Here is a 20,103-nt window from a genome sequence, read left to right as displayed (position 1 = left end):
GTGTGATCAAGGGCCAGGTTAATCAGCAAGAAATTGGATCGGTTTCGGTCAAGGATGACCGGGGGCACGGAAGCTCCACTTCTACATCCGCTAGAATCTAGCCTGCTTGATCAAAAAGCTTGAACAACCCTGCCCATTCGCTTCATTCGTAACCGAACGCATCGATATACGGTGCCAAAATCGGCAATACGGGTTCGTAAAACTTTTCATAGTGCTGCCAACGCGCCACCGAGCGCGAATAAATCGGCTGAGCGACGGCGGCAAAACTCGGCGTGGCAATATAACGGCCCTTAGCCTTTTCATGAAACGCGCTAACTTCGGCCACCCATTCCAAATCCAATAACGCAAACACCCGGCGAAAACTGTTTTCGAAATCGTTGACCGTGTCCTCGTAACGCAATTCCATATAACGCGGCTGCATCATCGGCTTTATGTAAAACCAAAGGTCCATCACGGCCGCATATTGCTTGGCCACGCCTTCCCAGCTCAGTAGATTGACTGTCACGCTAGACGGCTTAAACGCCTGCTGGAAGCAACTCAAACACACATCGCGCGGATCGCGTAGCGCAAAGATAATCCTGGCCTCCGGAAATAGGCTGCTAATCAGGCCAATATCGATACTGTTCAGCGCTACTTTATCGATAAAACATTTATTCAAGGCACCCGCGCCATATTCTTCGCTAACCCGCCGCCAATAGTAAGCGCGCAACTTTCGGACATCATCCAGACCAAGCTGGCGGAGGGCGGCCGGGATGTCTTCTCGCACACCGCTCAACCTTTGCAGCTCTTGGATCAAACCATGAATCAGATCATTTTCATCGGAGGTAAACACCTCGGGATGCGCCGCCAGCACTTGCTCGGTCAACGTCGTGCCGGACCTCAAAAAGCCCAGCAGAAACGTCGGGGCCGGCAAGTTATCGGCAAAGTCGCTGAGAGCCCATCGATGCAGTAACGCCTGATCAAAGCCCTGCTTGTTACGTTGAATCGCACGAAATACCTGTCCGGCGTCAAGTGAGCTGAGTTCAGGTAATTGCTTATACAAAGCCTTAGCTTGCTGGCAAGCCGCAAACGATGCATCGTATTCTTCCAATTTATCCAGCACGCCAACCAACTCCTGCCAGGCGCGTGCGGTCTGCTGCATATTGCGATTGGCGGCTATCACAGCCTGAAAGCGCTGCTTGGCTGCCGGCAAACGGTTTAAATGCGCTTCCAGCACCGCCAGCATATTATTGCAGGCCGGATCATCCGGACGTAACTCGCAAACCTTGCTGGCAAAAGGCAAAGCCTCTTCGAATCGATTAACCCTTGTCAAATACAGGGCGCGATTATTCAGCGCGGCAGGGTTCTCAGGTTCCAGTTTGACCGCCAATTCGGTTAATTTCAGCGCGGTATCCAGATCGCCCCAGTGATGCAATTGCTCGGCCAGTTCCAGCATAAAACGGATATTGCGGGTTTGCTGAGCGTCGATTTCCAGTTGAAGAGCGGCCTGCTGTAGATAGGCTAAGCCTTCCCGGCGCTGCTGCTGCCAACACAAAGCCTGTCCCAATCCGGCCAGTGCTTCTGCATGATTGGGTTGGATCGCTAACACTTGCCGAAACCCATGCAACGTACCCGCCATATCGCGCCGCGCCACGGCTTGCCAGGCTTGTTTTAAGGCGTCGTCCACACTGGGTTGAACCGGCCTCGCCGCCGCTTCGGCTTGCTTTAAACAACAGGCTTTATATTTTTTACCGCTGCCGCATGGGCACGGATCGTTACGGCCAATTTTAGCGTTGGCGGCTGCTGTATTTTTCATATCGTTCCCTGACGAAGTTTGGCATTGATTATGGGCAGCAATTATAAATCCGCCAGCACGGCCAGCGCTTCTTGAATGTTACTGACTGCATGGATTTGCAAGTTTTTCACCGGATCCTTGGGCTTGTTGCTCTTAGGAATAATCGCCTTTTTGAAACCGTGCTTGGCCGCCTCGTTGAGCCGGGCATGGCCGTTGGCGACCGGGCGAATTTCGCCGTTCAAGCCAACCTCGCCAAAAAATACCGTGTCGTAAGGAATAATGCGGTCGCGCAGGCTGGACACCACACCGACCATAATTGCCAGGTCGGTACTGGTTTCTGACACCTTGATGCCGCCGACTACGTTGGCGTAAATCTCGTCATTGCCGGTAAAAATCCCGCCGTGGCGCGACAACACCGCCAGCAACATGGCTAGCCGGTTTTGATCCAAACCCACCGCCAAACGGCGCGGATTGCCGTACTGGCTTTCCGTTACCAGAGCCTGAATCTCCACCAGCAAGGGCCGGGTGCCTTCCCACAGCACCGTCACCACGCTGCCCGGCGATGGCTTTTCGGCGCGAGATAAAAACATCGCCGACGGGTTTTTCACTTCCTTCAAGCCGCTGCTTTCCATCGCAAAAAAACCCAGTTCGCCGACGCTGCCGAAACGGTTTTTGTCGGCCCGCAATACTCTAAAGCGCGAATCGTCGGTGGACGACAACACCACTTGCGCATCGACGATATGGCTCAGCGTCATCGGCCCGGCCAGCGATTGGTCCTTGGTGACATGGCCGACCATAAAAAACGACACGCCGCTACGCTTGGCGTATTGGGTCAGGTAGCTGGCGGATTCGCGCACCTGCGACACGGAACCCGGCGCCGAATCCGAATCGGCGGTGTACATCACCTGAATCGAATCGATGATGACCACCTTGGGCTGTTCCTCGTCCAAGACTTGGCAAATCTGCTGTACCGAGGTTTCCGCTAGCATCTTGATGCCGGCGGTATTCAGTTGCAAACGATGCGCGCGCTCGGCGATTTGTTGCAGCGATTCCTCGCCGGACACATACAGCACCGGCAATTGCTGGGCGATATGGGCGATGGCTTGCAGCAGGATGGTACTTTTGCCCGCGCCCGGCGCGCCGCCGATCAACACCACGCTGCCGGTGACGATGCCACCGCCCAGCACCCGGTCGAACTCGGCCAGACCGGTGGAAATCCGCTCCGCTTGCGCGAGATTGACGTCCGACAACAACCGTACTTCGCTGCGACTGCCGGCATAACCGGAGTTATCGCGCGCGGTTTTGCCGCTACCCAACTTCACTTCCTTGATGCTGTTCCAGGCCCCGCACTGGTTGCACTGCCCGGACCAGCCGGGAAAATCGGCGCCGCATTCGGTGCAGACGTAGGCAGATTTTGATTTTTTAGCCATAGCGATAAAGATTTAACGATTTAGCCACAAGCCAGCCAAATCATAGCTGAGTTGTTGGTAGTGTTTGATGGCGAGCAGATATACGGCGTCAGTCGGCAAGTACAACAGCAAATAATCCTCTAAAACATATTCGCGGACCGCCGGGTAGCGGTCGGCGATTCGCCCGGTCGCGCTCAGCGCTTCGACCGAGTCCGGGTTATGGCGAGCAAATAACCGACCCATTTCCGGATAACGCTCGAGATTAGGGATAACGGAGTCCTCCAAACTATCAAGCAGCCGATCATAAGCCTGCGGAAAATTGTTTACTTGCCAATAGCCTTCTATGTCTTGCAAATTGGCGAGAAAGTTATCGGTAAAACGTACCTGCATGGGTCAGGTGGATACGGATTTAGCCCGGTCTTGCTTGATTTGCTTTAACGCTTCGCGGGCATCCTGGTGACGCCCTGCCTTGACATCGGCCAGTCCGCGTTCGATTTCATGCAGTAACAGTAAGTGGATATGCGCACGCTCCAGGCGATGGTAGTGATCTAAGCGTTCCGCGCCGATCAACGCGGCTACGCCTTCACCGTTTTTGGTAATGATTTTTTCCTTACCGGATTGTACCTCGCTCACCAAAGCGGATAACTGGGTCCGTGCTTCGGAAAACGGCACTATGTCGGCGGCGGCAATACTCATGACGACTCCTGAATGATTTGCTCAAAATTTCGCTCAATATTATGAGCTTTGGACTGATTTGCATAGCGAAACCTTCCGGTTTATCTCATCTTCGGCTGCCTATCTTTAACGCGCCAGCTTGACCACACATTTGGCGCTGTAGCGATTGGCTATGTGCCGGAGCTTACGAGTGATTAATTCTGCCTTGTCAGATTCTCGGTAGTGCTCGTCATTTCGGCAGGGATAGCCGAAATCCAGACACCACGGACGGATCGAAGCTTGCCATCCAGGCACTGGATGCCCCCATCCCGGCGGGCATGACGGCGTTGCTTAAATCTGACAAAGTAGAATTAATGGCCGGGCTTTTTAAATCTGTTTCTATCGAGCCGTTGCGGACTATGGCTCGATCTGATTCAATGGCAACAGTCTGGCCGTTACCGGTCATTATTTCTCCGCCGAATGATATACAGAAACTATCTAATTCCTTGTTATGCCCCTTAGGAATTTGCGCGAATGACAACTATAGATGAAGCGCTAATCAAAAAATTTGCGCAAATCCTTTGTGAACCTGCTCCTTCTGGACGTCAGAAAGAGCAGGTTGTACAGGACTTTCTTGAACAACACACAGAACTGATTCCGACCCCGAATCGCTTGAATCACCACCTTCATTTTCAATCCGTGGTATCCAAGTTTCCGCTTGGTACTGAACTGACTACAGACTACGTCTACATCACAAAAAGCTCTGACGCATGGAGAGTAACCCTTGTCGAGCTTGAGTCTCCGGATAAGCACATCTTTACCAGTGACACAAAGAAAACAAACACTTCGGCAGAGTTCAACGCAGCACTGAATCAGGTAAGAAGTTGGAAGCACTACCTTGATGAGAACAAAGCTGAAGTAATTCGTCGCCTTGACCCGCTGCTGCAACCTATAAACATGAGGCGGAACCCCATCGAGTTTCACTACCAACTTATCATCGGCAGATCCGAAGACAAGAACCTAAGTGTGGAACGGAAAAAACACTTTCGTGGGCTTATTGATGAAACTGGGATCGAGCTTTTAACCTTTGACCAACTGATTGACTGGTACAGAAACGATCTGCGCTATAAAAAGCTAGTGCTGCGCCTCACGGGTACGCAATACGCTTTCAAGCACATGCACTTCGAGCCGACACAAATTCTTTCGTATGTGGGGCCTGACCGCCTTTCCTTGTCCTCCTCCGAGTTTGAGCGCTTGAAGGCTGCCGGTTACGAAATGGATAAGTGGAACAAGGGTGATTTGCTCACCTATAACGTGAAATTAGCAGAATCAACGTGGAAGCAAGAGCAACAGGACGGCACGCTTTTCACTCTAGGTAAAGGTGCATAACATGGCGCTCAACCACGCTCCCTTCGGCCGCTGGACGCTGCGCCATAAAGCGGCGCAGCGCCGGTTAGCTCTACGTTAATCGTTCATTCAAAAATCCACCACGATAGATAGCGTTTGGTCGAAAACGTTATTCAGGAAGATATGAGTCGTCGTATACCTGAAATGTTTGTCAATAAAACACCCTAAACAAACGCTGAATCTGCCCAAACTCGTACAAATACGGCTGCGCCACATCGCGGTTGGCGGCGACCACGATCAAGTCGTGGGAGAACACCGAGGTGTTGTACCAATTGAAACTACCATCAATCACGATGTAATCGTCAATCACGCAATATTTGCTATGGATGGGCGAGTACGGCACCGGCAAGTCGTCTTGGCCATAGACCAATCCCACCCGAATCCCCGCATCGCGCAAACGTTGCACGGCCGGCAACAGCGGCCGGGCCAGTTCGTCAGCCATACTGCGCTCGACGCCGATTTTGCCTTGCCGGGCCAAGTGGCCGTTGAACAGCAGTTGCACATCAACGCCACGGTCGCGGGCCTGGATCAAGGCGTTAACGACGCTGTCGTGATGATCGCCCAGCAAATCGCCGATCAAAAACAAACACAACTTCAAGGAGCGGCGCGCTCTATGAATTTCCGCCAATATAGCGTGATGCGGCCGGTAAACCCTGCCATTAGCCATGGTGTGGCGGCCAAAGGTATATAACAAGTTGAATGGGCTGAGCGGGTCGACGCCATACTTTTGAATCACACCGCCGCGCTGGCTCTGGAAGATGTTGTCCAGCAAACGGCACACACCCTTGGAATGAAAACTCATCCCGGATTCCCAATTGGCCCACCAGCGATCAAAGGTGATGTTGAACGAGCCGATAATGCAATCCTCGTCGTTGAAGATTACGAACTTGGTGTGCATGTCCGGTTCCACTTCGATCAAGTGGTGTTTGGGCGTGCAAAACACGCCAACCAGTTCAATGCCGGAGCGTTTCAAGCGCGCGTAATTCTGACTATTGGTCAGCGTCATCTTCCGCCAATCGACGATGCATTGCACCCATACGCCCTGCTGGCTGGCGTGAATCAAGTGGTTAATAAAATCACCGTCGTCGATGCAATCCACGCTAACTTTAATGGTGCATAAGCGGTCGGGCTGGCTGTGTTTGGCCGCGATGACTTTATCGATATGATCGTGAATAAAGCGCTTGGGATGATAGGGGTGAAATTGCTGGCCCTTGGTAAATTTGGGCGTCAGTTGCAAGGAGTCGAAATGATGGTTGTACCAATCCACATCACTCTGCAATTGACCTGGATCCAGCTCGTAACTACGGAAATGGTTGGGCGTGGCCCAATGTTCGTTAATATGGCGTTGCTGCGGATGGTTATCGCGCAACTGGTCGCCGTCCATGAAAATATAATCATGGCGCGAGGCAATAGAATGCTCGCCCAAATGTACGATAAACGAAAACTTGATGCAGCTGATCTTGCCGAACTGCCCGGAATAAGGCATCACGTAAAAATCCCGCGTCGAGCGTTTATGCTTGTCCCATTCCACATCGTAGGCATCGGTGTCGACGATATACGTCTCGCAAATCGAATCCCGATAGACCTTCAGCACCACCTTCAAATTAGCGGCTATGCCGTGCGACAGATGAAAGTCTATCTTGCCCCAGCGAACGTCGAAGGTTTCCCGGAAATCGTTACCGCGTTGAAAACAACCACCGAGTTTGCCAAATACCGGTTTGGCGTAATGTTCTGCTACTTGCATATGGTGCTGCCTAATTAAACAAGCTTTATCTTAATTGTAAAATCGCCTGCGGGGACCTCAAAACATTAAAAACCTCCTTCTCCCTCAGGGAGAAGGTTGGGATGAGGGGATTAAAATCAATTGTTTACATCCCTCACCCTAACCCTCTCCCTGAGGGAGAGGGGATTTTTAGAGGTTTCCCCTTTGCAATTCAGTTTATAACGGCTCAAAGGTTAACAGATAGCCGCAATGATCCGATACCGGCCCGTAATCCTGCTCGGTGAACACGGTTCGCGCCGAGCTGGCCCGCAATCCACTATTCCTGTCCATGAAAATGTAATCGATTCGATAATCGTCGGCCAGATAATCCCGCCAATGCGCATCGTTCACCCGAAAAATTTGTTCGAACAACGCCGGGGCGTTGGCGGCGAGATATTGATCTTCGTATTGATGGCCGTCGACCACCAATTGATAACCCGTCGAACCGGCGGCGATATTGAAATCACCGCATAGCAAGGTGGCATCCACCTCGGCGCTGCGTTTATCGTTCGCCCACGCGGATAGCCGTTGAAATTGTTGCTGGAAGCCGTCTTCCCACCAACTTAAATGCGCGGAAAACACATCAAGGGTACCGATATAAGGCACCTTGATCCGCGCCGACACCACTTTACGGGAATGAATGCTGTAGGCGTCGTGGCTCTCCGATACGTAGCGGGCTTCTTGCTCTATAAAGGGATAGCGGCTAAGAATGGCCACGCCCTCGCGGAATTTATCGAACCCCAGGTGCGACCAATCCGTGTACAGATGAAACGGTTGCGGCAAGCGCTGGTTGATGATATTCGCAGAATTGGACGGCCAATCGCCGCGCCCGTCATTCCAATACTCGGCCACTTCCTGCAGGCAGACCACATCCGCGCCCAACTCGTCGATAGCGTTAGCAATTTGCCAAAACTTCCGGTCTTGGTCTTCCTCTTGATAACAATGCAGATTCAAAATCAACAGCCGCAGCGGCGTGCGGCTTAGCGCGTAATTTTGCCCGGCATTGTTATCCCACAGCCGTTGCTGCTTACTTTCACAGCAGATGCTGTATTGCAAACGAAAAGCACCCCCTACCCTGATCCGCCCGTTCCATACTTGAGCAAGATGCAAGCCGGCGTAGATGGCTTTATGGGCGGACTTTCTTTGCGCCTGGCGGCGGCAGCTGGTGGTATGAATGTGTTGCCAATCGTCGATAGTCCAATGGATCGTCACATGGTCTATTTCCAGCGCAGCGTCCACCGCCAGTTTGACCGGCACGGAATGTTGCCCGTCCTGAAGTTGTTCGGCGTGGCTTAATTGCAGCATGGCCGCGGCGTTGGTCAATCTAGCACCACTACCCGCGCCGCTGAAATAATCACCACCTTCGTTGTTGTCCCAATATTCGCTGCCGGCTGCTTGCAGACGCAAAGCAAAACGAATATCGCCGGGTATGTCGGCATGCGCCTGCGGCGGAAATAGGATGTCGGCCTGCCAATACTCCTGACCGTCTTCCGCCTTGCGGTTGAATAAGGCCGGCAAAACATGCCAGACGCCATCTTCGCCGGCCCAGAGCACGTCAACTTGCTTGTGATAATCCAGGTCGGCCACCCGCATCAAAAACTGCAAGGATTGCTGACAGGCGGCGGCTTTGCCGGTGACGTTATTGGCTACATACAACAATTGGATGTTATCCATAGCTCCCCCTGGAGGTTGGGTTAAGCAGTGCCCAAAACGGGCCTTTGTCTAGGCGGCATAATGGCGAAAATCGATGTCAGGAAAAATATCGTCCATGATTTCCAGCGCGGTCAGATAGCGTTCATCGATACGGTTTTTACGAATCGCATCGTGCAGATAATTAAAACGGGCCAAATGATCGGTGATGCGTTTACGCGCATAATCGATAGTGGTGCCGGCCTTCATGATAAACGGCCAATCCGAAGACTGCGCCAGCAACAATGATCGGGCGGCTTGATTTAAAGCCCGTTGCTGTAAATCACTCACAGTAAAACTGCGTAAATCGTTGGCCAGCTTTTCCATTTCGGCGGCGGCCTTGTGTAACAGGGGATAAATCCAGTCATTGCTTTCGTTCAGCCAGTAACTGGAATATCCGTGTTCGCCCCAACTGGAAGCGGCCGGCCTGGCCTGCACATGCTGCAACGGCAATTGTAAATAATCGCCGCAACTGAAGGTCTGCACGCCGTTTTCGCTGCTGGCCGCCAAGCGTAACACTTGTTCAAGCCATAAAGGCCCTTCGAACCACCAATGTCCGAATAGTTCAGCATCGTAAGGCGCGACGATAAGCGGCGCTTGCGGCATTTCCGCAGTCAGCGCGTCAATTTGCTGCTGACGGCGCCAGATAAAATCCTCGGCATTTTGTCTCGCCTTCAGCTTGGCCCGCTCCGGTTGGTACACCTGCTTGGTTTGCTTGGCGCCTGTAATCCGGTAGTACTTGATGCCGGTGTTGATCCGGGTTTCGCCGTCCAGAATATAAGGCGCGATATATTCCAAGGGCAAGTCAAAGCCGATGTCGCGATAGTATTCGCGATAATCACCATCCCCCGGATAGCCTTCCTCTGCGCTCCACACCTGCCGCGAGGATGCCGGATCGCGGCCGAACGCCGCCACGCCATTGCCGCAATCCAACGGCGCATACACACCATGGCGCGGCGGTTGGTCGGCATCCATGACTGCATGGCTATCGACGAAAAAATAAGTTATGCCTTCGGCTTTTAGCGCCTGTTCCAGGCCCGGATAGTAACCGCATTCCGGCAACCAAAATCCGCTGGGTGCAAAGCCGAATTGGCTTTTAAAACTGGCGATACCCACGCCGATTTGATTACGCACCGACACCGGACTGACATTTAGCAAGGGTAAAAAGCCATGGGTGGCTGCGGTGGTAATCAACTCCAGGCAGCCCGCGCTGTGATGCCGTTGAAACGCCGTCAGCAAATCACATTGATAGCGGTGCTGGTAGCGATGCAAGGCATCCTGAAACCACTGCATATACATCTGCGCCAGCGGCTCAAACTGCGGTAGCCTGCGGGTGCGTTCCAACTCCCGCTCCGCCAGCTCCAGCCGGCCTTGCAGATAATGCAGATAACGGTTTTGCAGCAAGGGATCGCGCAACATCGTCATCAACGTCGGCGACAAGGACAAGGTCAGCCGGTACGGCACTTGATCGACATGCAAACGTTCCAGCATCGCCAACAAGGGCAAATAGCATTCTGTAATGGCTTCGAACAACCAGTTTTCTTCAAAAAAACTGGCGTGTTCGGGATGATGCACATAGGGCAAATGGGCATGCAAAACGATGCTGAGATAGCCTTTGTTCATCGCGGAATTAGTTTTGTTGGCCGGACGCGGTTACGGCAAGCGCCGAAGACGCCTGTGAAGGCAGCATTATAAACTGCGCCATCGTCGGCGACAGCCTTTCCGTCATCGGCGGCACTTGCGGCGCGACTGCGGCAGCCTGCGAATACGCCAAGGGATTGAACTCCTGCTGAGCATTGAGCCGACCAATCGCCACCTGGTAAATCCCGGCGATGCAGGTGTCACCGCTGGGCAGCGTAATCTGCTGTTGGCTGCGTTCGGCGGCAACCGGCACATCGAACCAGGTTTTGGCCGATTCGGCCGGCAACGAGACCGCTTCGGGCGGCGCAGGATGACTGTATACGCGCAAGGTCAAAGGTTGGACAGCTGCAGGCGGTTCGGCAAGCGGCACAGACGCCTGAGCCGCTTCATCAAGCTGCCAATAGACATGGATATGTTCCGGATCGACCGGCAACGCCACCAGCTTGGCGCTTTCAACTTTGGCGGCAGCGCGTTGCAGGGGTGGAGCAAATTCGCGATTAATCTGCTGACTAATGCTTAACAACTCTTGCGGCGAGAAGCCGGTACTCGTCAACCGCGCCGCGCCCGCTCTAAACCGGCGCGGTGCAAAACCCCGGCTAATCTCCAGACTGATAGCCCGCATTTCCTCCGCAGAGAGCGGCATGCGGACTTGAGACGGTGAGGAGGAAAAGGCCATCGGCAATGTTAACGGGTCGGGTGACTAGGTTTTATCCTGTGGGTAGCGGACACTCCGCGACGTATCGCCGCAGCGACCAGGCTTAATAGACTCTAACCGTTGTCGATTATTTACGCAAGGCGTAGGCCCGCAGCCCTTATATGCAGTAAAATCAGGACTAATTCACAGTTTCTCGGTAAAGGGCATGCACAAACCATACAGTTTAAAGTCAGGGAGTCCCTATCCTCACGGCGCCCGGGTCAGCGAGGGCGGCGTCAACTTCTCCATCTCCAGCCGCCATGCGACGGACGTGGAACTGCTGTTATTTGCCGAATCCGACAGCATAAAACCTTTACAAGTCATACCCTTACAAAAAGAGAAAAACCATACGTTTTTCTCCTGGCACGTGTTTGTCGAAGAACTGCCGGTCGGCACCTGGTATGCGTGGCGCATCGACGGCCCCGCCAACACGCGCGAATCGGGCTTGCGGTTTGATCGCGAAAAATTATTGCTGGACCCGTGGGCGCGGGCGATCAGCGACAAATTATGGAACCGCGCCGCCGCCTGCAAGCCCGGTGATAATAGCCAACATGCCATGCGCGCGGTGGTGGTAGATGACCGTTACGACTGGGAAGGCGACACACCGCTGGCCATTCGCAGCGAAAAAGCCATTATTTACGAATTGCATGTCGGCGGCTTTACCCGCCACACCTCCGCCAAGGTTAAACACCCCGGCACCTTTATCGGCCTGATCGAAAAAATCCCTTACCTGAAAAAGCTGGGCATCACCCATGTCGAACTGCTGCCTATCATGGCCTTCGACGAGCAAGACGTGCCGCCGCATACCGCCGATCTGGGCTTGAAAAACTATTGGGGCTACAGCACGCACAGCTTCTTTAGCCCGCATCCCGGATACTGCGTCACGCCGGAACAAGGCACGCATATCCGCGAATTCCGCGATCTGGTGAAAGCCTTGCACAAGGCCGGCATCGGCGTGATCATGGACGTGGTGTTCAATCACACCTCCGAAGCCGGCGCCGACGGTCCGGTGATCAATTTCAAAGGCATTACCGGCAACAGCTTTTATTTGACCGACAAGCACGACAAACGCATCTTTCACGACTATACCGGCTGCGGCAACACCGTGAACGCCAACCACCCGCTGGTCACCAACTTCATCATCAGCTGCCTGGAATACTGGGTGCGGGAAATGCATGTGGACGGCTTTAGATTCGACCTGGCCAGCGCGTTGGCGCGCGGCGAAGACGGCAGCGTACTGCAGGATCCGCCGCTGGTCTGGGGCATAGAACTATCCGAACAACTGGCCAAAACCAAGCTAATTGCGGAGGCCTGGGATGCCTCGGGACTATACCAAGTCGGCAACTTTCCCGGCTACCGCTGGGGCGAATGGAACGGCCGCTACCGCGACGTAATTCGCCGCTTCCTGCGCGGCGACACCGGCATCATCGCCGAAGTGGCCACCCGAATTTGCGGCAGTAGCGATCTCTATCAACATCAGCACCGCTTGCCGATCAGCGGCATTAACTTTGTCACCTGCCACGACGGTTTTACGTTAAAAGACTTGTTCAGCTACAACGAAAAACACAATACCGCCAACGGCGAAAACAATCGAGACGGTTGCAGTAATAATCTCAGCAGCAACTGCGGCGTGGAAGGCCCAACCCCCGACCCGGCCATAGTCAAACTGCGGCGGCAACAGGTGAAAAACGCCTTTACGGTTTTGCTGCTTAGCCATGGCGTACCGATGTTGCTGGCTGGCGACGAATTTCTGCACACCCAGCAAGGCAATAACAACTGTTATTGTCAGGATAACGAATTGAGCTGGCTGAATTGGGATAAAGCCAAGGACAATGCCGACGTGCTGCACTTTGTGCAGCAGATGATCCGTTTGCGCAAACGCCATCCGGCCTTGATGCGCCGAAACTTCCTCACCGGCCGAAAAATGGAAGATAAGGATATGGCCGACATCAGCTGGCATGGCCTGGAACTAGATCAACCGCCGCGTTGGGACGACCCGAACACGCGGATTCTGGCCTTTACGCTGGCGGCATTAGGCAAAGATGAACCCGACCTGCACGCAATAATGAACATGTCCGACAGCAAACACAACCTGCAGCTACCGGAGGTTGAGGGCAAGAGCTGGTGTCTGGCCGTGGATACCGCGCAAACATCGCCCAAAGACATTATCGAGCCGGCCGAGCAAAAAGCACTGAGCAGACCCTGGTATACCGTGGAGCCGCACTCCATTGTGGTGTTTGAAAACACCCATCAAACCGGTATCGAGGGTGGCGATAGCGTGGCCAAACGGTCCGCCAGTTTTTTCAGCAAATTGACCGGCATCAAGTTGCTCGACCAGCCAGCGACGGAGATCCCGACAAATTGACAAGATGATCGCGAGGTCGGCAGCATCCTAACAACGCACATAACCGCGATGGCTATCAGTTTTGCCATGATTACAGCCCGCCGGCTATCGCCGACCCATGAGCCATAATTTTCGTGCCAGGAAAAACTTTGCCTCCCAGTCCGAGGCCGGGATTACTCATAAACCAGTAAATTACTACCGCTTGGCCGGCTTATCCCCTACCCAGTTAGGATGTGGGACATACTTATGAACCTGTGCATCAAGTTCCGGGCTGTGATACATGTCCAGGCATTTGAGCAGGTTGAATTTCGCCCCAGCGTACCCTTCCACCGGAGTGCTGTAGTCTCGATGCAGATATTTCTCAACAAGCTGATCGGTTGCCGGATTCCCTTTATCGTCGTTGTAATACGTCCATTCCAAAAACGCGCTCTTGGTAATGTCAGCGTCCTCGCCTGCCGGCGAATCCTTGTAAGCGGTTGATAAGCAGGCGGCCAGCGCCCTGTCCTTATAATTTTCAGCGTTGCTACGTCGTGTGGCAGCGATGGAATCGGCGATAGCCGTCAGTGAATAGCAACATAGCCCGACCGCAACGCATGCGCGGATGGCTTTCATTTGAGCTCCAAGAAATTTGCCAGGCTGGCGCGGTATATCACGCCTGGCTCGTTGAAATAGCAGTGGTCATAACAAGCCGTTCCGTCGAATAGCGTTGCATGACCGCTAGCATCACTCCCGCCATGAACTTCAAAGAGAACAAACCCTTTTTACCCGGTAAAAATAGTTTCAATAGTCTCACCTTCCTTGGTTTTCTTCGCTGTCGCAGGGATGAACACAAAAGCTTGAATAGGGGGCAACCTTCCCCTCTAAGTCAGAACAGTTGTTGCATCAATCAAACACATCACCCCAATCCGGTGGTGGTGGAGCCTCTTCGGGCAGGGTCGCGTCAGAGTCAGCCGGTTTTGACTGCTCGGAATCGGTGTCGGCAAATTGTTCGTCAGTCTCCGCAGCCTGCTCGTCGGCAACCGGTTTTTCAGCCACTTTGGGTAAGCCGTCCAGATAACTATCCAGCAAAAGGCACAGGTTTTCGTAAAAACCGGCCACGGTCTGCTGCTGCATTTGCTGCTCTATAAACCCATACAAAAACTGCTTTTCCGCCGCAATCAGGGTGTCGCTGACAGCCTCCGCGGTTGGTTCGTCTAAGTGATGTTTACTGACCAAGGCCAATACCAACCTGTCGCCGCGCCGTTCCTGCCGGTCCTTAATGTCTTCCAGCAACTCTTCGATGCCGGCCAGCCGCCGACGTTTATGCCGCCGATTAACGACTAACACCGCGATCAAGCCGGTCAACAACACCAGCGATAGCTCTCCTAAGCCGATAAGCAACAGAGATTGCATCATTTCCCCAGCTCCGTAATGCTTTCACGCACACCGCGTTCGGCATCATGAAAAATTTGCAGCATCTTTTTACTGCTGTTTTCCAACTCTAAGGCGGTCTGATTGCCGCTAAACACTCGGGTATATTCGGCGGACATTTCGTCTATGGTTTTCATCGCGTTATCCAGTTGCCGCACCAGTTGTTGGTTAATCCGCTCCAAGCCGGCCAATTGATTCGCTTGGGGCGAATCCTGCGCCGCAGCAACCGGCGCATGCGTGCCCCGATTCGCCAGCAAATTCTGATATGGCTCGGTTAGCCGACCGATACGTTGCTCAATCTCACTCAACAACACCAATTCGCGTTTTAAAAACAAGCGAATAACCCCTTCAAACACAGCGCGTTCGGATGCATTGACTTCTTGCAACAATGGCTCAATCTCCGCTGTGGCCAACCCGCAGTTTTCTTCCAGAAATTGCTCCAACCAGCGACTTTTGACGATGGCCTGCTCTTCAAGCTCGGTAATGAAATGATCAATTTCGGCCATCTCCTTCCCTCGCCGGTTTCTCGAGATAAAAAACAGCACGATAACCAACAGCGTCAAAACCCCCAACGCCTCCGCCGCTAATATCACTACCACGGAATCGAATGGATTCATGACAATCTCTCCAGTAACTGCTGATGTTTATCTGCTTGGCTTTTTTTAAGGTATCGATAGGTAAAAAATCCCCCCACACCCAATATCAGATTGATGGCCAACATGATGCCGCCAACCAACAACCAATTGGTTTCCGGGGCGTCCGGCGGCGGATGTAGCTCATGCTCAGCCTGCTCATGCTTCCCGGCATCGGCTTCGTGATCGGTTTTTTCATGATCGGCTGATTCGTGATGCGCATCCGTATCTGCCACCGGTGCGGCAACCTCGACTTTCTCCGCAGGAGCGAACCAACTGTCGTCGATACTCAGCGGTTTGATTGCCGGCGTCAGCGGCTTGCCGGCATGATCTTTAGCCATCACATTAAAATTGACATGCGTGGTAGTCTGCGGCGGCAAACCGGCCAAATCCAGCAGCCAAACCCCGTTTTTATTTGTCAATGCGCGGGTTTCCGGCTCATGCCCGGTTTGGTTAATCACCGCATTGACGACCAAGCCGGCGGGATCGATCAGTTTGGCATCCGGTAACAGTTTTAGGGTGACTTGGCGTTGTGCTGCATCGACGTGCTTCTCGACCGTAATCGGCGTGGCAACCACTTCGATCTCATGAATAATTTCCCGCTTGAAGGTCTTGCCGTCCGCCACGATTTTCAGCAAATGCTTGCCCAAACTTAAATGCTCAGTCGTGTGCTGGTAAAAACCGGGTTCAGCAAGCACGGCCTGTATTTTTACCGGTGCATGCTGATCCTGGATCACTTCCAGGGTCAGCATGCCCAGGAAATCGGCGCGGGTTATCAGCTTATCCTTGTCGGTGAAATGCGCCTTAATCGGCAAGGTTTCGTTCTCGCCCAGAAAATTCGGAATGTTGCTGAGTTGCAATTTCAGGTCGGTGACGATCATGACTTGGTTGTCCGGATCGACTTCCGCTACCAGACGCCATTCACCGATCAAGGGTTGCTTGACGGTGATCAGGTCGTAAGCCTGGCTTTCCAGCCAGGACACGTTGGCGACCATGCTTTGTTTACTGATGCTTTTGCCGTCCGGTGCCACCAACTGCGTGGGCGCAGCATGCGGCTTTTTGAACACCAAGACAGAAAACTCTTGTATCCCGCTATCGACCTGGAATTTATTATCGGTCAGCGGCAAAGTCTCTTTCGGCGCGGCTTTTTGGGCCATTTTCAAAAACACTCGTTGCAATTGCTCGGCCGATTGCGCGGTTTCCGCCCAGCCGCCGGTCTCGAAAGCCAGTTTTTCCAACAATTCCTTATCGGCTTGCTCGGACAATGCCACGGTTTGTACGTTGATGTTTTGCTGCTGGAGCTTGGGGATCCACTCGCTGAGGATGCGCTCGCGGGAATCCCCGCTTTGCATAATGTCTTTGGAAATGTCCACAAACCCGTCGGTCAATAAAATCAGATGTTTCTTGCTGCCGCCCTTAAAGCCCTGGCTCAACACCGTCTGAATCGCGTCCTCAATGTGGGTATACAAGCCGCGAGAATGAATATTGCCGATGGCTTTGCCGGCTTGCTGTTTCCAGCTTGCATTGACAGCATCGGTAGCGGACAGCGGCGCGGTTTTTTCGGCGAATAACCAAAACGCGGCCTTGGCGCCGTCCGGCAACAAGTTGACTAACAAACGGCTGGCCTCAATGCGCAGATTGTCCGGATCGTTCTGTTTCATGCTGCCGGATACGTCTATCAACACCTGAATTTCGTCGGCGCCGGCAGCGGCAGGCACGGGTTGGCAGCGCGCAGAATCGACAGTAACCACCAACACACAGAACACCGTAAAAATAAACACCTTGAACATAAGTCCGCCGGTAAAAGTTTAGGCAACGGATAACAAATATAGTCCAAGCGCCTGACTATTCTGTTATTTTTTAATTCAGGCTGCGGCCGGCGTTACACTTTATAATGTTTTCACTATTTCAACCAAAGGAGAACTTATGTCTATCAAACGAATGGTCGATCTGGATTTGGCCGGCAAGCGCGTATTAATCCGCCAAGATTTGAATGTGCCGGTCAAAGACGGCAAAGTCACCAGCGACTTACGCATCCAAGCCAGCGTCCCTACCGTGGAAGCCGCATTGGCCGGCGGCGCGGCAGTGATTTTGATGTCGCACTTGGGCCGCCCCACCGAAGGCGAATACGACGAAGCCTCCAGCTTGAAACCCGTCGCCGAGCGCTTTTCGCAGTTGCTGGGTCAACCGGTGCGTTTGGTGAAAGATTGGCTGGAAGGCGTGGAAGTCAAACGCGGCGAAGTAGTGCTGTGCGAGAACGTGCGTTTCAATAAAGGCGAAAAGAAAAACAGCGCCGAACTAGGCCAGAAAATGGCCGCGCTATGCGACATTTTCGTGATGGACGCCTTTGGTACCGCGCACCGTGCCGAAGCCTCGACCCATGCGGTAGCGGAACACGCCGCCGTCGCTTGCGCCGGTCCGCTGTTGGCCGCCGAACTGGATGCACTCGGCAAAGCCCTGGAAACTCCTGCCCGTCCCTTGGTAGCTATCGTCGGTGGTTCCAAAGTATCTACCAAATTGACCGTGCTGGAATCCTTGTCGTCAAAAGTCGATCAATTGATCGTCGGCGGCGGTATCGCCAACACCTTTATCGCCGCTGCCGGTTACTCCGTTGGTAAATCCCTGTACGAAGCAGATTTAATCCCGGAAGCCAAACGCTTGATCGCGTCGGCAAAAGAACGCGGCGCGGATATTCCGGTACCGGTTGATGTGGTCTGCGCGAAAGAATTTTCCGAAAGCGCTGCGGCTACCGTGAAAAACGTCGCCGACGTGGAAGCTGACGACTTGATCCTGGACATCGGGCCAGAAACCAGCAAGCAATACGCCGAGATTCTGAAAACCGCCGGCACCATCGTCTGGAACGGCCCGGTTGGCGTATTCGAAATCGACCAATTCGGCGAAGGCACCAAATCGCTGTCGATGGCAATTGCCGAAAGCCCTGCGTTCTCAATCGCGGGCGGCGGCGACACATTAGCGGCGATAGACAAATACGGCATCGCCGACAAAGTGTCTTACACCTCAACCGGCGGCGGCGCGTTCCTGGAGTTCCTGGAAGGTAAAGAATTGCCGGCGGTCGCTATTCTGCAGACTCGCGCTTAACGCGTTAGCTTTGCAGGTTTAATCGACCCTGCCAGTCTCTTATTATCTGAAATTGGGTACCAGTTGATCCGCATGAAAAATTGTTGATCGACTGGTTGCAACCCGTTGCCTTCTATCACCCACAGTGATTCCATGGCTGTAATTCGATCTTTACCAGACAAAATCTTTTCGTCATCGATGATATACAGAAGGGACAATTATATGCATATCAATAAATTACTTCTTCAAAGAGTATTTTTGGTAAATAGACGAAAACCATCTCATAACTAACCATGTGATGAACGAATGAAACTCCTAGCGGAACCGTCTCGATTCATCCCGTTCCTAGGCATTATTGCGCTGATAGCAGTCGGAATACATACTTCATTTGAATGTACTTCTCGAGATCCAGCTGGCTCAGCTATAAAATGGATGATTGTCTATGTGTCGCCACTGTTGCTCGTTGCCCTCGCGGTCGCTGTAGGAAAAATAAAATCAGCTGCTTTATTTTCTGCCTACTTTGCGATTTCAGTAGGTGGTTATATTGAGTACGGCTATTATTTGTCAGGCGGCCCCAGCCAAATATTGATCTTGGTAATTAGTCTTGTCGCATACTGGATAAGTGGATTTATAGCACTGTTTTCTTTCGATGAATCCAAGCCATGAATTTTGTTGGCTTAGGCTTTCCACATAACTGGACGCTTAAGGGGACGCTGCTCGCCCCATAGCTCCAAGCCGACGCCCTCGATTCCGCTATCGCTGCATCGAGGCTCCGAACGCCAACACCCTTCAATTGCCGGCATGAGCTTGATGGCCGGCAGGATAGCAAGTAGCCTCGATGAAATCGAGGTTTCGAAGACCAACCCCCTTCAATTGCCGATTTGGGTTTGGTAGTCTGTAAGCCGACGTCCTCGATTCCGCTGACGCTGCATCGAGGCTACAATGGCCGGACTTCAATCGACGTAAGGAATGGCGATGGTGGCGTATCGGCGTAATTTCGTGGCGGGTGGCACCTACTTTTTTACGGTGACTTTGCGTGATCGTCGGGCACGTTTCCTGGTCGAACATATCGGCGATTTACGCCGGGCGTTTGCGCAAACCCGCGCCCGAAAACCCTTCGTGATTGAGGCTATGGTGGTATTGCCCGATCATTTGCATGCCATATGGCGTTTGCCGGAACACGATACCGATTATCCCGGACGCTGGAAGTCAATCAAGTCGCTGTTCACTCAAGCGCTGAACAGCCATGGTATCGATGTCGGCAAACGGCATGACGGCAGCGCATCCATCTGGCAACGCCGTTATTGGGAACATACCATTCGCGACGAACAGGATGGGTTGCATCACATCGATTACATTCACTTCAACCCGGTGAAGCACGGTTGGGCGCACCGCGTGCAAGATTGGCCGTTTTCATCGTTTCACCGTTATGTCCATCGCGGTTGGCTCCCTCTGAACTGGGCTGGCGAGAATGTTGCCGATCAGAGTTTCGGCGAACCGTAGCCTCGATGAAATCAATGCTCCGAACGCCAACACCCTTCAATTGCCGGCATAAGCTTGATGGCCGGCAGGATAGTTCGAACATCGCCTGACGCCCTACCCTAGCCCG

19 protein-coding genes are annotated in these 20,103 nt (G+C 53.1%); 5 read left to right on the top strand and 14 right to left on the bottom strand.

Features of this window, described 5'->3' with window-relative positions; translation table 11 throughout:
- Positions 1–142: 142 nt before the first annotated feature.
- The 5 genes from ACWAU0_RS12065 to ACWAU0_RS12045 all read right to left on the bottom strand — a co-directional run bounded on the left by ACWAU0_RS12065 (position 143) and on the right by ACWAU0_RS12045 (position 4,303).
- Positions 143–1,795 (bottom strand): tetratricopeptide repeat-containing sulfotransferase family protein, encoded by a 1,653-nt coding sequence (locus tag ACWAU0_RS12065; protein ID WP_458136811.1) that lies wholly within the window; start codon positions 1,793–1,795, stop codon positions 143–145.
- A gap of 41 nt (positions 1,796–1,836) precedes the next feature.
- Positions 1,837–3,204, bottom strand: coding sequence for a DNA repair protein RadA (gene radA, locus ACWAU0_RS12060; protein ID WP_458136810.1), 1,368 nt, complete (start codon positions 3,202–3,204; stop codon positions 1,837–1,839).
- Positions 3,205–3,216: 12 nt separating this feature from the next.
- Positions 3,217–3,573 carry a type II toxin-antitoxin system RelE/ParE family toxin gene (locus ACWAU0_RS12055; protein WP_458136809.1) on the bottom strand — a complete coding sequence of 119 codons (357 nt, stop codon included), beginning with the start codon at positions 3,571–3,573 and terminating at the stop codon, positions 3,217–3,219.
- 3 nt (positions 3,574–3,576) lie between these two features.
- On the bottom strand, positions 3,577–3,879 hold the full coding sequence (locus ACWAU0_RS12050; protein ID WP_458136808.1) for a type II toxin-antitoxin system Phd/YefM family antitoxin: 303 nt from the start codon (positions 3,877–3,879) through the stop codon (positions 3,577–3,579).
- A gap of 208 nt (positions 3,880–4,087) precedes the next feature.
- Positions 4,088–4,303: a hypothetical protein gene (locus ACWAU0_RS12045; RefSeq protein WP_458136807.1), complete on the bottom strand. Its 216-nt coding sequence runs from the start codon at positions 4,301–4,303 to the stop codon at positions 4,088–4,090.
- Positions 4,304–4,371: 68 nt separating this feature from the next.
- On the opposite strand from ACWAU0_RS12045, the gene ACWAU0_RS12040 reads away from it, so the two are divergent.
- Positions 4,372–5,226: a Shedu immune nuclease family protein gene (locus ACWAU0_RS12040; RefSeq protein ID WP_458136806.1), complete on the top strand. Its 855-nt coding sequence runs from the start codon at positions 4,372–4,374 to the stop codon at positions 5,224–5,226.
- 169 nt (positions 5,227–5,395) lie between these two features.
- Here ACWAU0_RS12040 and ACWAU0_RS12035 read toward each other — a convergent pair whose 3' ends face one another.
- The 4 genes from ACWAU0_RS12035 to ACWAU0_RS12020 all read right to left on the bottom strand — a co-directional run bounded on the left by ACWAU0_RS12035 (position 5,396) and on the right by ACWAU0_RS12020 (position 11,012).
- Positions 5,396–6,988 carry a phospholipase D-like domain-containing protein gene (locus tag ACWAU0_RS12035; RefSeq protein WP_458136805.1) on the bottom strand — a complete coding sequence of 531 codons (1,593 nt, stop codon included), beginning with the start codon at positions 6,986–6,988 and terminating at the stop codon, positions 5,396–5,398.
- Positions 6,989–7,183: 195 nt separating this feature from the next.
- On the bottom strand, positions 7,184–8,680 hold the full coding sequence (locus ACWAU0_RS12030) for an endonuclease/exonuclease/phosphatase family protein (protein ID WP_458136804.1): 1,497 nt from the start codon (positions 8,678–8,680) through the stop codon (positions 7,184–7,186).
- Between the two features lie 48 nt (positions 8,681–8,728).
- Positions 8,729–10,318, bottom strand: coding sequence for a glycoside hydrolase family 57 protein (locus ACWAU0_RS12025; RefSeq protein ID WP_458136803.1), 1,590 nt, complete (start codon positions 10,316–10,318; stop codon positions 8,729–8,731).
- A 7-nt stretch (positions 10,319–10,325) separates the two neighbouring features.
- Complete coding sequence (locus tag ACWAU0_RS12020; RefSeq protein WP_523070793.1) at positions 10,326–11,012, bottom strand: DUF4912 domain-containing protein; 687 nt, start codon at positions 11,010–11,012, stop codon at positions 10,326–10,328.
- Between the two features lie 184 nt (positions 11,013–11,196).
- On the opposite strand from ACWAU0_RS12020, the gene glgX reads away from it, so the two are divergent.
- Entirely contained in the window at positions 11,197–13,395 is a 2,199-nt protein-coding gene (gene glgX, locus ACWAU0_RS12015; RefSeq protein WP_458136801.1) for a glycogen debranching protein GlgX, read from the top strand.
- Positions 13,396–13,569: 174 nt separating this feature from the next.
- On the opposite strand, the gene ACWAU0_RS12010 is transcribed toward glgX, so the two are convergent.
- From ACWAU0_RS12010 to ACWAU0_RS11990, 5 genes are all read right to left on the bottom strand, one after another.
- Entirely contained in the window at positions 13,570–13,986 is a 417-nt protein-coding gene (locus ACWAU0_RS12010; protein WP_458136800.1) for a type VI secretion system amidase immunity protein Tai4, read from the bottom strand.
- 37 nt (positions 13,987–14,023) lie between these two features.
- Positions 14,024–14,158 (bottom strand): hypothetical protein, encoded by a 135-nt coding sequence (locus ACWAU0_RS12005; RefSeq protein WP_458136799.1) that lies wholly within the window; start codon positions 14,156–14,158, stop codon positions 14,024–14,026.
- 98 nt (positions 14,159–14,256) lie between these two features.
- Positions 14,257–14,769, bottom strand: a complete 513-nt coding sequence (locus ACWAU0_RS12000) for a hypothetical protein (RefSeq protein ID WP_458136798.1) — start codon at positions 14,767–14,769, stop codon at positions 14,257–14,259.
- The gene (locus ACWAU0_RS11995; protein ID WP_458136797.1) at positions 14,766–15,401 is read right to left on the bottom strand and encodes a hypothetical protein; all 636 of its coding nucleotides are present in this window, start codon (positions 15,399–15,401) and stop codon (positions 14,766–14,768) included. Before ACWAU0_RS11995 ends, ACWAU0_RS12000 begins: the two co-directional genes overlap by 4 nt.
- Positions 15,398–17,206 (bottom strand): VWA domain-containing protein, encoded by a 1,809-nt coding sequence (locus ACWAU0_RS11990; RefSeq protein WP_458136796.1) that lies wholly within the window; start codon positions 17,204–17,206, stop codon positions 15,398–15,400. Before ACWAU0_RS11990 ends, ACWAU0_RS11995 begins: the two co-directional genes overlap by 4 nt.
- 136 nt (positions 17,207–17,342) lie before the next feature.
- On the opposite strand from ACWAU0_RS11990, the gene ACWAU0_RS11985 reads away from it, so the two are divergent.
- The 3 genes from ACWAU0_RS11985 (at position 17,343) to ACWAU0_RS11975 (ending at position 19,997) form a co-directional block, all read left to right on the top strand.
- Positions 17,343–18,515, top strand: coding sequence for a phosphoglycerate kinase (locus ACWAU0_RS11985; protein WP_458136795.1), 1,173 nt, complete (start codon positions 17,343–17,345; stop codon positions 18,513–18,515).
- Positions 18,516–18,800: 285 nt separating this feature from the next.
- Entirely contained in the window at positions 18,801–19,160 is a 360-nt protein-coding gene (locus ACWAU0_RS11980; protein ID WP_171694377.1) for a hypothetical protein, read from the top strand.
- Positions 19,161–19,469: 309 nt separating this feature from the next.
- Positions 19,470–19,997, top strand: a complete 528-nt coding sequence (locus ACWAU0_RS11975; protein ID WP_171694376.1) for an REP-associated tyrosine transposase — start codon at positions 19,470–19,472, stop codon at positions 19,995–19,997.
- Positions 19,998–20,103 lie beyond the last annotated feature (106 nt).

This window comes from Methylomonas sp. Uni0009 (assembly GCF_054188105.3).
Note: the sequence above shows the minus strand (reverse complement) of the source record. Positions and strands in the feature narration are given on the sequence as shown.

What these genes read in the sequence shown, in the direction of transcription:
- ACWAU0_RS12065 (WP_458136811.1), bottom strand. Translation starts at nt 1,795, where the DNA reads ATGAAAAATACAGCAGCCGCCAACGCTAAAATTGGCCGTAACGATCCG.
- ACWAU0_RS11975 (WP_171694376.1), top strand. Translation starts at nt 19,470, where the DNA reads ATGGTGGCGTATCGGCGTAATTTCGTGGCGGGTGGCACCTACTTTTTT.
- ACWAU0_RS12050 (WP_458136808.1), bottom strand. Translation starts at nt 3,879, where the DNA reads ATGAGTATTGCCGCCGCCGACATAGTGCCGTTTTCCGAAGCACGGACC.
- ACWAU0_RS12045 (WP_458136807.1), bottom strand. Translation starts at nt 4,303, where the DNA reads ATGACCGGTAACGGCCAGACTGTTGCCATTGAATCAGATCGAGCCATA.
- ACWAU0_RS12020 (WP_523070793.1), bottom strand. Translation starts at nt 11,012, where the DNA reads ATGGCCTTTTCCTCCTCACCGTCTCAAGTCCGCATGCCGCTCTCTGCG.
- ACWAU0_RS11990 (WP_458136796.1), bottom strand. Translation starts at nt 17,206, where the DNA reads ATGTTCAAGGTGTTTATTTTTACGGTGTTCTGTGTGTTGGTGGTTACT.
- glgX (WP_458136801.1), top strand. Translation starts at nt 11,197, where the DNA reads ATGCACAAACCATACAGTTTAAAGTCAGGGAGTCCCTATCCTCACGGC.
- ACWAU0_RS12055 (WP_458136809.1), bottom strand. Translation starts at nt 3,573, where the DNA reads ATGCAGGTACGTTTTACCGATAACTTTCTCGCCAATTTGCAAGACATA.
- ACWAU0_RS12010 (WP_458136800.1), bottom strand. Translation starts at nt 13,986, where the DNA reads ATGAAAGCCATCCGCGCATGCGTTGCGGTCGGGCTATGTTGCTATTCA.
- ACWAU0_RS12040 (WP_458136806.1), top strand. Translation starts at nt 4,372, where the DNA reads ATGACAACTATAGATGAAGCGCTAATCAAAAAATTTGCGCAAATCCTT.
- ACWAU0_RS12000 (WP_458136798.1), bottom strand. Translation starts at nt 14,769, where the DNA reads ATGATGCAATCTCTGTTGCTTATCGGCTTAGGAGAGCTATCGCTGGTG.
- radA (WP_458136810.1), bottom strand. Translation starts at nt 3,204, where the DNA reads ATGGCTAAAAAATCAAAATCTGCCTACGTCTGCACCGAATGCGGCGCC.
- ACWAU0_RS11980 (WP_171694377.1), top strand. Translation starts at nt 18,801, where the DNA reads ATGAAACTCCTAGCGGAACCGTCTCGATTCATCCCGTTCCTAGGCATT.
- ACWAU0_RS12025 (WP_458136803.1), bottom strand. Translation starts at nt 10,318, where the DNA reads ATGAACAAAGGCTATCTCAGCATCGTTTTGCATGCCCATTTGCCCTAT.
- ACWAU0_RS11985 (WP_458136795.1), top strand. Translation starts at nt 17,343, where the DNA reads ATGTCTATCAAACGAATGGTCGATCTGGATTTGGCCGGCAAGCGCGTA.
- ACWAU0_RS11995 (WP_458136797.1), bottom strand. Translation starts at nt 15,401, where the DNA reads ATGAATCCATTCGATTCCGTGGTAGTGATATTAGCGGCGGAGGCGTTG.
- ACWAU0_RS12030 (WP_458136804.1), bottom strand. Translation starts at nt 8,680, where the DNA reads ATGGATAACATCCAATTGTTGTATGTAGCCAATAACGTCACCGGCAAA.
- ACWAU0_RS12035 (WP_458136805.1), bottom strand. Translation starts at nt 6,988, where the DNA reads ATGCAAGTAGCAGAACATTACGCCAAACCGGTATTTGGCAAACTCGGT.